The organism is Streptomyces liliiviolaceus (assembly GCF_018070025.1).
In the GTDB taxonomy this organism is placed as follows: Bacteria; Actinomycetota; Actinomycetes; order Streptomycetales; family Streptomycetaceae; genus Streptomyces; species Streptomyces liliiviolaceus.
In genome coordinates, this window is the sequence record NZ_JAGPYQ010000001.1 from 5358714 (window position 1) to 5371283 (window position 12570).

Consider the following 12570-nt stretch of genomic DNA (forward strand, 5'->3'; position numbering starts at 1 on the left):
ACGGCGACTGACACGGAAGTGGTCCGCATCCCGAGTTCCCGGGGTGCGGACCACTGCCGTGTCACAGCATGGCGAGGCCCGGCTCCCGCAGCAGGTCCGCCACGTCGGCCAGCAGGCGCGAGCCCTGCCGGCCGTCGGCGAGCCGGTGGTCGAAGGAGAGGGCGAGTTGGGCCGTCCACCGCGGCTCGATACGTTCTCCCGCCTGGTCGTGGACCACCCACGGGGTGCGTCGTACGGCCCCCAGGGCGAGGATGGCGGCCTCCCCCGGGTTGAGGATGGGCGTACCGGTGTCCACGCCGAACACACCCACATTGGTGAGGGTGACCGTGCCGCCGGCCAGGTCGCGTGGTTCCGTCCGCCCCTCACGGGCCGTCGTCGCCAACTGAGCTATTGCGCGTGCCAGTTCGGGCAGGGAGAGCAGATCCGCGTCCTTGATGTTGGGTACCACCAGGCCCCGGTCGGTCGCGGCGGCTATGCCGAGGTTGATGTAGTGCTTGAGCACGATCTCCTGACGGGACTCGTCCCAGACGGAGTTCAGCTCCGGTGTTCCGCGCAGGGCGAGCAGCAGGGCCTTCGCCACGAAGAGCATCGGTGAGATCCGCATTCCTGCGAACTCGCGCCGGGCTCCGACCAGTTCGCGCAGTCTCATCGTCTCGCTGACGTCCACGGTGACGAACTCGGTGACGTGCGGGGCGGTGAAGGCCGAAGCCACCATCGCGGCGGCCATGTGCTTGCGTACGCCGCGGATGGGAATCCGGGTTTCTCCGCGGGAGTTGGCACCCGCGCCCGGGGAGGGCGACTCGCGCGGAGGCGGAGACGGCGGCCCGGCCGCGAGATGGACGTCCTCCCGGCTGATCGTGCCGTGCGGTCCGGTGGGCAGCACCGTGCGCAGGTCGACGCCGAGGTCCTTGGCCAGCTTGCGCACCGGCGGCTTGGCCGAGGGACGGGAGACGGTCCCGGTGGACGCGGAGACGGTCCCGGTGGACGCGGAGGCGGCCCCGGTGGACGCGGCAGGGCGAGCGGTACGCCGACGGGCCGTGCCCGCGTCGCGCGGACCGTAGCCGACGAGGAGCGCGGTGCGTCCCCCCGCGTCACCCTGGTCGGAGCCGGCCGGCCCCGCCACCGCGTCAGGCTCGACAGGTTCTCCAGGTCCGCCGACGGCGATGGTGATCAAGGGAGCGCCGACCGGCACGGTGTCGCCTTCGGCGGCGTGCAGTGCGGCGACCGTGCCCGCGTACGGGGAGGGCAGTTCGACGGCGGCTTTGGCCGTCTCGATCTCGACGATGATCTGGTTCACCTCGACCGTGTCTCCGAGGGCCACGGTCCACTGGAGGATGTCGGCCTCCGTGAGGCCTTCCCCGACGTCGGGCAGGCAGAAATCTTCGGTGGTGGGCATGGCTGTCCTGCCTTTCGAAGCTGATGTGCGGCGCGCGCTTTCAGTGGGCGAGGCTGCGGTCCACGGCGGCCAGCATGCGGTCCACGCCCGGCAGCCAGTCCTCCTCAAGGCGGCTCGGCGGATACGGCGTGTCGTATCCGGTCACCCGCAGGACGGGCGCCTCCAGCGCGTAGAACGCCTCCTCCTGGACCCGGGCGGCGATCTCGGCACCGATGCCGTGCGTGCGGGAGGCCTCGTGGGTGACGACGAGCCGGCCGGTGCGGAGCACGGAGGCCATGACGGTGTCCGTGTCCAGCGGTGCGAGGCTTCTCAGGTCGATGACCTCGACGCTGTGCCCCTCCTCCCCCGCGATACGGGCCGTCTCCAGCGCCGGTGCGACCAAGGGTCCGTAGGCGACCAGGGTGAGGTCCGAACCCGTACGGACGGTACGGGCCCGGTGCAGGTCGAGTGCGGGCGCACCGGAGACCTCGCCCTTCGTCCAGTACCGGCGTTTGGGCTCCAGGAAGATGACCGGGTCGTCGCTGGCGATGGCCTGGCCGATCATGTTGAAGGCGTCGTCGGGGGTGGCACAGGTGACGACCTTGAGGCCCGGGGTGTGGGCGAAATAGGCCTCCGGGGACTCCGAGTGGTGCTCGATCGAGCCGATGCCACCGCCGTACGGGATGCGGATGACCACCGGCATGGCGATCCGGCCGCCCGAGCGGTGCCGGTACTTGGCCAGCTGGCTGATGATCTGGTTGACGGCCGGATAGACGAAACCGTCGAACTGGATCTCGCACACGGGACGGTATCCGCGCATCGCGAGACCCACGGCGGTGCCGACGATCCCGGCTTCGCCCAGCGGGGTGTCCACGACGCGTGAGGTGCCGAAGTCGGCGCAGAGTCCGTCGGTGACGCGGAAGACGCCGCCGAGGCGGCCGATGTCCTCACCGAGCAGCAGGACCGCCGGATCGGTCGTGAGCGCGTGCCGCAGTCCGTCGTTGATCGCTCCGGCCAGTGTCGTCGTGGTCATGCGCGCTCTCCGCTCGGGCCGGATATCTCCTGCAGCGAGGCGAGGTGGGCCCGGTGTTCGGCCAGTTGGCGACTGAGCTCGGGGGTCATCTCGGCGTAGGTGTGCTCGAACGGCAGGGACGGATCGGGCTCGGGCAGCGCACGGCAGCGGGCACGCAGACCTTCCGCGAAGGTCTGCGCCTCGGCCTCGATCTCCGCGAAGTACGCGGAGTACGCGGAGTCGGCGGCCCCGGTGGCCACGAGGTGGGCGTGCAGCCTGGCGAGGGGGTCCTTGGCCGCCCACTCCTTCTCCTCCGCCGTCTCCCGGTAGCGGGAGGCGTCGTCCGCGGTGGTGTGGGCGTTGCGGCGGTAGGTGAACGCCTCGATCAGGGTGGGGCCGCCGCCGGTACGGGCCGTGTGGAGGGCCCTGCGGGTGGCGGCGAGGCAGGCCAGGACGTCGTTGCCGTCGACACGGATACCAGGCAGTCCGAAACCGGCGGCGCGCTGCGCGACGGGGACAGTGCTCTGCACGCTGTACGGGGCCGAGATCGCCCACTGGTTGTTCTGGCAGAAGAAGACCACGGGCAGGGACTGGGTCGTGGCCCAGATGAACGCCTCGTTGGTCTCGCCCTCGCTCAGGGCGCCGTCGCCGAGGAAGGCGAGGACGGCGGGGGCGGCGGGGGCGGCAGGGGTGGCAGGGGTGGCGAGGACGGCGGAGGCGGCGGCTGTGGAAGCCGCGGAGACGGCCGGGCCGACCGGGTCGCGGACGATCCCCATCGCGTAGCCGACCGCGTGCAGGGTCTGGGCCCCGATCACCAGCGTGTACAGGTTGAAGTTGACGTCCCTGGGGTCCCAGCCGCCCAGGGTGGTGCCCCGGAAGAGGCCGAGGAGGGACGCCGGGTCGAGTCCGCGGCACCATGCCACTCCGTGCTCGCGGTAGGTGGGGAAGACCATGTCGGAGGGGAGCAGGGCGCGGGCGGCACCGATCTGCGCCGCCTCCTGCCCGAAGAGGGAGGGCCACAGCCCCAGCTCGCCCTGTCGCTGGAGTGCGATGGCCTCGGTGTCGAGGCGGCGGGTCAGCACCATGTCCCGGTACAGGGCGGGGAGATCCACGTCGGCCGGGTCGAACGGCAGCCGGGCGTCGCTGACCGCCTCGCCCTGCGGAGTCAGCAACTGGATCGGGTCCTGTCGGTCGTTCGTCTTCGCGGACGTCTTCGCGGACGTGCGGGGCATTTCCGAACTCCTTCGAGATGGCGGCCGTACGGCCCGGGGTGATGAGCGGCCGACAGACGTGCGGCCGGCCGGCGCGGCATCAGCGCGCCGTGCGGGCGAGGGCGCGGCTGATGAGCAGGCGCTGGATCTGGTTGGTACCTTCGAAGATCTGCGTGACCTTGGCCTCGCGCATGTACCGCTCGACCGGGTGGTCGCGGACGTAACCGGCGCCGCCGAGGATCTGGACGGCGTCGGTGGACACCGACATGGCGGTGTCCGAGGCGAGGAGTTTCGCGATGCTGGCCTCCTGGCTGTAGCCGAGGCCCGCGTCCTTGCGGCGGGCGGCCGACAGATAGGTGGCGCGGGCGGACGCGGTCGCGGCGGCCATGTCCGCGAGCAGGAACCCGACTCCTTGATGGTCGATGACCGGACGTCCGAACGCCTCGCGTTCCTTCGCGTACGCCACCGCGTGGTCCAGGCTCGCCTGCGCGATGCCCGTGGCGACGGCGGCGATGCCGAGGCGCCCGGCGTCGAGGGCCGACAGCGCTATGGACAGGCCTTGTCCGGGCCGTCCGACGAGGTGGTCCCCGGAGATCGGCGCGTCATCGAAGGTGATCGTGGCGGTCGTCGAGCTGCACAGGCCCATCTTGCGCTCGGGTGCGCCCGCCGAGAGGCCGGGGGTGTCCGCGGGGATGTGGAAGCAGGAGACGCCGCGCCTGCTGTCGGAGTCCGTGCGCAGGAAGGTGGTGTAGTAGTCGGCCTGTCCCGCGTGGGTGATCCATGCCTTGCTGCCGCGGGCGCGCCAGCCCTCCGGGGTGCCGGTGGCTGCGGCCCGCATGGCGGACGGGTCGGACCCGGCGTGCGCCTCGGACAGCGCGTAGGCCCCGAGGAGGTCTCCGCCGAGCATGTCGGGGAGGAGGTCGGCCTTCTGGCGGTCGGTCCCGAACGCGTTGACCGGGTGGCAGGACAGGGCGTGCACACTGATGCCCACGGCCACGGCCGCCCAGCGGGCGGCGATCTCCTCCAGGACCTGGAGGTAGACGGAGTAGGGCTGCGCGCCGCCGCCGAACTCCTCGGGGAACGGCAGGGTGAGAAGTCCCGCCGATCCCAGCAGGGTGAAGACCTCACGGGGGAAACGCCCGGCCTCCTCGAACTCGGCCACGCGCGGGGCGAGTTCCTTGTCGGCGATCTCGGCGGTGAGCCCGATCAGTTCATGGGCCTCGTCGGACGGCAGTTCACGCTCGACGCTCACGGTGATGCCTTTCGGTGACGTGCGGATGCCGAAGCCAGGCGGCGGACGGGCGGCGGCTACTGGGTGTCGGCCGGTGCCCGGTGGCTCGACGGCGCGTGGATGCAGGCGGTGCGGTGCGATCCGTCGTGGACGTAGGGCGGCGGGGCCTTCGCGCAGGCGGCCTCGGCCTCCGGGCACCTGGGCTGGAAGGGACAGCCCGTGATCACGTCGAGGGCGCCGGACGGTTCGCCCTCCAGTGCCGGCGGACGCGGTTCGGTGCCGCGGCGCCGCAGGTCGGGTGCGGCCCGCAACAGGGCCTGCGTGTACGGGTGTCGTGCCCCGCCGAAGATCGTCTCGGCCGTTCCCTCCTCCACCACCCGGCCCGCGTACATCACCGCGACCCGGTCGCAGAGCGTTCGGATGATGCCGAGGTCGTGGGAGATGAAGACGATCGTCAGCCCGAGTTCGGCACGCAGATCGGCCAGCAGGTTGACCACGGTGGCCTGGGCGGACACGTCGAGGGCGGACACCGCCTCGTCGGCGACCAGCACGTCGGGCCGTACCGCCAGGGCCCGTGCGATGGCGACACGCTGGCGCTGGCCCCCGGAGAGTTCGCGCGGTCGCGCGTCCAGGACGCGCGGAGGCAGGTTCACCATCTCCATGAGCGAGTTGAGCGCGGAGGTCATTCCGGCGTCCGGGACGAGGTCGTGGCAGTCGATGAGTTCGGCCAGTACGGAACGGACCCGCCGTCGGGGGTTGAGTGAGGCGACGGGGTCCTGGAAGACCATCTGGATCCTCCGGCGCAGCTCCTTCGACCTGCGGGCTGCCATGTCCTGGCCGTCGTAGCGGACCAGTCCGGCGGTCGGCTCCGTCAGCCCGACGAGGACGCCGGCCAGGGTCGACTTGCCGCAGCCGGACTCGCCGACCACGCCGAGGCACTCGGAGCGTTCGACGGCGAGACTGACTCCGTCGACGGCGCGCAGCGTCGTGGGCGGCACGGACCTGTGCGTCCTGACCTTGAAGTGGACGGAGATGTCGTCCAGTTCGACGAGGGCGCTCATGGCTGTTCTCCAGCGTTCGTGACCGGCTGCCGTACGCACGCCGTGGCGCGGTGCGGGCCGATGGCCAGCAGCGGGGGGTCCGCGTCGAGGCAGACGTCCGCGGCGTGGGGACAGCGGGGGGCGAAGCGGCAGCCGGGGGGCAGCAGTCCGGCGGTGGGAGGGGATCCGCTGATGGTCCTCAACCGCGAGGGCGGTCCGTGCAGTTGGGGCATCGAGTCGATCAGCGCACGGGTGTAGGGATGGCTCGGGTCGTCGACCAGGTCGTGGGTGGGACCTTGTTCGACGATGCGGCCCGCGTACATCACGGCGGTGCGGCCGGCGATGCGGGAGATGACCGAGAGGTCGTGGCTGACGAAGATCAGGGCCAGTCCGCGCTCGGCCCGCAGCCGTTCGACGAGGGTCAGGATCTGGTCCTGGACCGTGGTGTCCAGCGCGGTCGTCGGCTCGTCGCACAGGAGGAGCGAGGGTTCCACGGACAGCGCCATGGCGATCATCACGCGCTGGCGCTGGCCGCCGGAGAGCTGGTGCGGCCATGCGCGGGCCCGTTGCTCCGGGTGCGGCACACCGACCTCGGCCAGGAGTTGCAGGGCCCGGTCCGCGGCGGCCCGGCGGGACATGCCGAGGGCCCGCGGGCCGGCGGCGACCAGGTCGCCGATGCGCATGGTCGGGTTCAGTGAACTCATGGGCTCCTGGAAGATCATGGAGACCCCGTGTCCGCGCAGCTCACGCGGTGCGACGGACCGCAGCCCCTCGCCCGGCTTCCGCTGGAACCGTGTGGTCCCCCTGGTCTGTTTCAGCGTGGGCGGCAGCAGACCGAGTACGGAGCGCAGGGTGAGGCTCTTGCCGGATCCGGACTCGCCCACGATCCCGAGGCAGCCACCGGCGTCGACGTGCAGGGACACGTCGTCGACCAGGGTGACTCCGCCCTGTGCCGCGGCGATCGACAGGTTCTCGATCTCGATCACGCGTTCTGTACGGGTCATGACTTGATCCGATCGTCCAGGCCGTCCCCGATCAGGGCCAGGCCCATGCCGATCAGGGCGATCGCCGCTCCGGGGGCGGCGATCAACCACCAGTTGGTCTGGATGACGCCGCGGCCCGACTGGATCATCGAGCCCCATTCGGGGGTTCCGACGGGGATGCCGACGCCGAGGAAGGACAGGGTGGAGATCGCGACGACGGCCAGCCCGACGTCGACGAAGAAGTAGACGATGCTCTGGCCGATGGCGTTCGGCACGATGTGCCAGGCGATCACTCGCCGGCGGGGCAGGCCGCCGAGTCGTGCGGCCCGGATGTAGTCCATGGAGCGCACCCTGCGTACTTCGCTGCGCAGCAGCCGGGCGTACACGACCCAGGAGATGACCGTGAAGCCGATGATGAGTGGCAGTTCGCCGGGGCCGAGGAACAGGAATCCGGTGCCGGGGCCGAGCAGGCCGACCAGGGCGATGAAGAAGATGAACAGCGGGAGCGAGACGACGATGTCGGAGGTGCGCATGATCGCCGCGTCCAGCCACTTGCTGCCGAGGCCCGCCGCGATACCGATCAGGCTGCCCAGGACCGCGGGGATGAGGGAGCCGAGCACCGCCACGCGCAGATCGATGCGGATCGCGTACACCAGCCGGGTCCATTCGTCGCGGCCGAGCTGGTCGGTGCCGAGGAGGTGGGCCCGGGAGGGCGGGGCGAGCCGGTTCAGCAGGTCCTGGTCGGCGGGGTGTCCGCTGGTGATGAGCGGTGCGAAGAGCGCGGCCAGGACGAAGAGTCCGACGATGACAGCGCCGACGGCCATCTTGCCGTCGCCGCGTCGGCGCAGGCGCCGCGAGGGTTCGGCGGGCGGCGCGGAGTCCTCGACGACAGGCGTGTCGATCATGTGCTCACCGTCCTCGGGTCGAGCAGCGAGACGACGGTCTCGCCGAGGATGTTGGCCATCACGACCCCCGTGGCGAACAGCAGCGTGATGCCCTGGACGGTGTAGACGTCGCGTTTGGCGGACGCCTCGACCAGGGCGCTGCCCAGGCCGGCGATGTTGAAGGTGGCTTCCAGGATGACGACTCCGAAGAAGAGGTAGCCGACGTTGAGGGCGAGGAGGGTGAGGACCGGGCCGAGTGCGTTGCGCAGCACGTGCCGGACGATCAGGGTGGGGCCGCCCACGCCGAGGGACCTGGCGACCGCGATGTACTCGGAGTCGAGCACGTCGATCAGGCTGGACCGCAGGCTCCGTACCAGGACGGGTGTGAGGATGATCGCGCCGGTCACGGAGGGCAGGACCAGCGAGCGGAGCAGTTCCGCCGGGCTCGACCCCAGGTCCGCGACGGGGAACCAGCCGGTGGGGATGGCCACCAGTCTGATGAGCAGGAAGCCGACCCAGAACGCCGGGAGGAACAGGGCCAGGAGTACGCCGAGCCTGATCACGTGGTCGACGGGGCGGTCCCTGAACCAGGCGGCGGTCCAGGCGAGGACGAGTGAGGTCGTGACCGCGAGCACCAGGGTGCCGAGCAGGAGCCACAGGGTGTCTCCGATGCGCTGGCCGATGACGCCGCTGACGCTCTGTCCGTCGATCGACGTCCCGAAGTCGCCGTGCAGGACTCTGGTGACGTAGTCCAGGTACTGGTGCGGGAGGCTGCGGTCGAGGCCCAGTTGGTGGCGCAGTTCGCTCACCGCCTCGGGCGAGGCTCGTGGTCCGAGGCGCAGCCTGGCCGCGTCGCCGGGCGCGATCTGGGTCAGCACGAACACGACCAGTGTGACCGCGAGCAGGACGAGCACCAGCTGGATCAGCCGGGCGAGCACCGTTCTCATCGCTACCACGAAACTCCCTCCCTTCCTTGGAGAGTGCCGGACACGGTGGTCAGCTCCTGATGTTCAACTCATCCGCGCAGTACGCCTGATAGGGCGCCGGGACGAAGCCCTGCACGCGGTCGGCGACCGCGTCGAGCGCGTTGGGCACGGCCAGGGGAAGCACGGCGTGAGTGGCGTTGGCGGTGGCTTCGAAGTCCTGTACGGCGGCGGTCACTTCGGACGTGTCGCTCGCCGCGTGGACGGCGGCCAGTGCCTTGTTCGCCGGGCCGGGGTCGGACTGGGAGAAGACGATGCCGGTCGCCCCGAGGAAGCCGAGGGGGTCGATGGGGGTGGGTGCGAGTGCGCTGTAGGTGACCATGCCGAGCTGGAAGGAGCCCTTGCCCAGGTCGTCGATCAGGGAGCTGGTCGGGAGCGGACTGACGGTGGCCTTGATGCCCGCCTCGGCCAGCATCGGGGTCAGTGCCTGGGCCGCGAGTTTTCCGGGGCCGCCGTCGCTGGGCACGATCAGCTCGATGGTCCGGCCGTCGTAGTCGGAGGCGTCGACCAGTTTCTTCGCGGCGTCCACGTCGGTGGTGGACCAGGTGCACTTGGGGCATTTGGTGACGCCGGGGACCTGTTGCGGCAGCAAGGATGTGGCCACACCGGCCTCACCGACGTATCCGCCGCGGACGAGCTTGCGGTAGTCGATGGCCAGCGCGATCGCCTTCCTGAGGCGGACGTCGACCAGGGGCCCGGACTTCGTGTTCATGGTGAGGACGCTGACGCCGGTGGACGGCGCGCGGACGATGCTGTTCTTGGGGTACTGGGCGGCCGCTTCGAGTTCCACGCCGTTGACGACGTCGAGGGAACCGCTCTGGAACTGCAGGAGTTGCTGTCCCCCGTCGGCGACGACCTTGTAGTCGACCTTGTCGAGGTAGGGCAGGCCGGAGCGGTAGTAGTGCGGGTTGCGGGTGAGGGCGATGGACCGCCCCACGGTCTCACCGCTGATCATGAAGGGCCCTGCCCCGACGGGTTTCTTCCAGTACGCGGCGGCGCTCCGGCCGCCGTACTTGTCGGGGAAGATCGCGGCGTTGGCGGTCGACAGGACGGCGGGGAGCGTCTCGTCCGGTTCGGAGAGGTGGAAGACGACGGTGTTCTTGGACGGCGTGTCCACGGACTTGATGGAGGAGAAGTAGCTGCCGTACAGCTCTCCCTTGCTCCACAGGCCTTCCGAGAACTTGACGTCCGCGGACGTGACGGGTCTGCCGTCACTGAACTTGGCGTCCGGGCTCAGGGTGAACGTCAGCGTCCTGGTCTTGGGGTCGGCCTTGTAGGACGAGGCCAGGGCCGGTTGGAGGGTCTTGCCGTCGGGCGTGGAGCGCAGGAGCGAGGCGTAGACCTGGGGGAACACCCGGTAGCTCTGGGTCGCCAGTGCCTTCTGGGGGTTCCAGGTGTCGATCGCGCTGCTGAGCGACATGGCGAGCGAGCCGCCCCGTTTCGCGGGCGAAGAGGCGGTCCCGGAGGCGGACGAGTCCGTGGCGCCGGAGCTGCATCCGCTGAGGAGGAGCGCGGTGGCCAGCAGCGCCGTACAACACGCGGTGGCCCCGGCTGTCGACTTGCGCATAACTTCCCTCGCAGTTTCGTAAGTTATCTACCAAGTGACGTTCTCAATCTACGCCGGGTTCCGTCACTCGTCTAGGTGGCTGGAAAAAGCGGGTGCCGACGGGGCGGACTTCGCATGAACATCTACCGTCTGACCTGGGCCTTTGAGTGGGCCCTTCCGGCTTCGGGATCGACACGTCAGCCGTCCGCGCCACCCTGCCGGGCCTGATCGCGCCCCTGCACATGCCGAACCATCCAGTCGACGAGCGCCTCGTTCTGCGCTCGCCGGGACGGCACAGGTCCCGAGATCGCCCCTTCGTGGGAGGCGTCCGGCAGCATCAGCAGCTCTGCGACACAGCCGGCCCGGCGCAGCACCGAATAGAACTGCTTGCTCTGCTCGGGCGGGCACCGGTGGTCGGCCTCGCCCTGGATCAACAGGGTCGGCGTCGTGCACAGGTGGGCCGTGGTGATCGGCGACAGCCGCCGGTAGCGCTCGAAGTCGGTCTGCGGCAGCGCGTCCAGCACCGCGGGCAGGAAACTGAGCCCGACGTCGCTGGTCCCGTACATGCTCCAGAAGTTCGTCACGGGATTCTCGATCACGGCGGCCCTGAACCGGTCGGTGTGGCCGACGATCCAGCTGGACATGTAGCCGCCGTACGAGAGTCCGGAGACCCCCAGCCGGTCCGGATCGGCCCAGCCCTCGCCCACGGCGAAGTCCACCGCGGCCATCAGGTCGTGGAAGTCCTTGTCGCCCCAGTCGCCGATGATGGCGTCGGCGAAGTCCGTGCCGTAGCCGCGTGAGCCGCGGGGGTTCACCATCAGCACCCCGAACCCCGCGCCGCACAGGATATGGGCATCGGTGACATAGGCCTCGCCGTAGGCCGACCTGGGGCCGCCATGGATGAGCAGGACGGTCGGCAGCGCACCGACGGCGTTCGCGGGCCGCAGCAGTTTCGCCTGGACCGTGGCGCCGCTTCCGATGGGGACCCGGAAGGTGGTGACCGTGCACGGCACGGCGCAGGACCGGTTGTGGGTGGCGGTGTCGGTGACGCGTACGTCGTGGCCCGTGTCCAGGTCGCGGAGCCAGAGGTCGGGCGGACCGGCGAGAGTGCCGTGGCCGTACAACAGGCGCTGCCCGGCGACCGCCAGCGGGTAGAAGCAGCCCGTGCCGGCCAGCACCGGATCGGCCTTCGGCTCACCGTCCAGCGCGACACGGTGCACCTCCAGACGGTCCTCGACCTGCACGCGCAGTACGACGTCTCCCGCGTGCAGGAGCAGCCTCGTGTCCGGGTCCATGAACGGAACCGCCACATCTCCCAGGACGTCTCCGTTGAGATCGAGGTCCAGACCTGCGGCGCGGTCGGTCCGCTGCCACTGCACAGGGTCCGCGGCCGTACCGTCGACGGCCCGCAGCGTCCACAACTGCCCCACGGAGTGCGGTTTGGCGCCGGAGGACGTCACCGCGATCCGCCCGTCGTCCAATGCGCCCACAGAGAAGATGTCGAGCGCGCGCAGATGCTCGGCGGGAGTCGCGTCGGTCCCGTCGACGGCGATCGAGCGGACGGCGGCCACGCTCTGCTGCCATTCGTCGGGCCCGAGGCCCGCCCGGTAGGCGATCCGCCAGGACGACGGAGGATCGGCCCCGTCTCCGGCCGCCCCCGAGGGCGGCGACCACGTGGGCTGGCTGTTGACCCACTCGTCGTCCGTGAGCCGCGTGTGCGTCCCCGTGTCGAGGTCGAAGACGAAGATGTCCGCGATCGCGTCGTCGACGAGGCCGAGCCCGTCCACCCAGCCGATCACACGGGTGATCCGGTACGGCGCCCCGGGCACGCGCGTGCGCCGCGTCGCCGCGTAGGCGATACGGCGGCCGTCGGGACTCCACGCCGGCCGTCCGAAGACCGAACGGTCCGGCGCCTTCGGGTCGACGAGCACCTCGAACGCGAAGTCGGGTGCGTCGGAGGGACGGACGAGGACGATGCGCGTGACCGGCCCGTCCTGCGAGAGGAACGCCAGACGGCTGCCGTCCGGCGAGAACAGGGGGGTGTGGTCGCAGTCGCCGAACTCGACGGCGACGGAGTGCGCGTCGACGGAGGCGGCGGCTACGGAGGCGGCGCCCTGCGCCACCTGGCTCAGGCGCAACCCGCGCCGCTCGGCGTCCCCCTCGATACGGGACGAGGACCACGCGACGAGCGTGCCGTCCGGGCTCAGATCGGCACTGTGCACCAGCTCCATGGCCTCGACGGCCTGGGTGATCGCCCGGTCGGATCCGATGTCGGTCGGGGACATGACTACTCCTCGGGTCGAAG

At 70.5% G+C, this 12570-nt stretch carries 10 protein-coding genes; all 10 read right to left on the minus strand.

The window, feature by feature from the left end; translation table 11 throughout:
* Positions 1 to 61: 61 nt before the first annotated feature.
* Positions 62 to 1396 (minus strand): dihydrolipoamide acetyltransferase family protein, encoded by a 1335-nt coding sequence (locus J8N05_RS23315; protein ID WP_210885539.1) that lies wholly within the window; start codon positions 1394 to 1396, stop codon positions 62 to 64.
* 40 nt (positions 1397 to 1436) lie between these two features.
* Positions 1437 to 2408 (minus strand): alpha-ketoacid dehydrogenase subunit beta, encoded by a 972-nt coding sequence (locus tag J8N05_RS23320; RefSeq protein WP_210885541.1) that lies wholly within the window; start codon positions 2406 to 2408, stop codon positions 1437 to 1439.
* Complete coding sequence (locus J8N05_RS23325; protein WP_210885543.1) at positions 2405 to 3619, minus strand: thiamine pyrophosphate-dependent dehydrogenase E1 component subunit alpha; 1215 nt, start codon at positions 3617 to 3619, stop codon at positions 2405 to 2407. The genes J8N05_RS23320 and J8N05_RS23325 overlap by 4 nt, the downstream gene beginning before the upstream one ends.
* Positions 3620 to 3698: 79 nt before the next feature.
* Entirely contained in the window at positions 3699 to 4850 is a 1152-nt protein-coding gene (locus J8N05_RS23330; RefSeq protein ID WP_210885544.1) for an acyl-CoA dehydrogenase family protein, read from the minus strand.
* Positions 4851 to 4906: 56 nt separating this feature from the next.
* The gene (locus tag J8N05_RS23335; RefSeq protein ID WP_210885546.1) at positions 4907 to 5890 is read right to left on the minus strand and encodes an oligopeptide/dipeptide ABC transporter ATP-binding protein; all 984 of its coding nucleotides are present in this window, start codon (positions 5888 to 5890) and stop codon (positions 4907 to 4909) included.
* The gene (locus J8N05_RS23340; RefSeq protein WP_210885548.1) at positions 5887 to 6873 is read right to left on the minus strand and encodes an ABC transporter ATP-binding protein; all 987 of its coding nucleotides are present in this window, start codon (positions 6871 to 6873) and stop codon (positions 5887 to 5889) included. The genes J8N05_RS23335 and J8N05_RS23340 overlap by 4 nt, the downstream gene beginning before the upstream one ends.
* A complete protein-coding gene (locus J8N05_RS23345; RefSeq protein ID WP_210885551.1) occupies positions 6870 to 7757 on the minus strand; it encodes an ABC transporter permease in 888 nt (295 codons plus the stop codon). The genes J8N05_RS23340 and J8N05_RS23345 overlap by 4 nt, the downstream gene beginning before the upstream one ends.
* On the minus strand, positions 7754 to 8683 hold the full coding sequence (locus J8N05_RS23350; protein WP_210885554.1) for an ABC transporter permease: 930 nt from the start codon (positions 8681 to 8683) through the stop codon (positions 7754 to 7756). Before J8N05_RS23350 ends, J8N05_RS23345 begins: the two co-directional genes overlap by 4 nt.
* A 49-nt stretch (positions 8684 to 8732) precedes the next feature.
* On the minus strand, positions 8733 to 10286 hold the full coding sequence (locus J8N05_RS23355) for an ABC transporter substrate-binding protein (RefSeq protein ID WP_210885557.1): 1554 nt from the start codon (positions 10284 to 10286) through the stop codon (positions 8733 to 8735).
* Positions 10287 to 10462: 176 nt separating this feature from the next.
* The gene (locus J8N05_RS23360) at positions 10463 to 12550 is read right to left on the minus strand and encodes a S9 family peptidase (protein WP_210885560.1); all 2088 of its coding nucleotides are present in this window, start codon (positions 12548 to 12550) and stop codon (positions 10463 to 10465) included.
* Between the last annotated feature and the right edge of the window lie 20 nt (positions 12551 to 12570).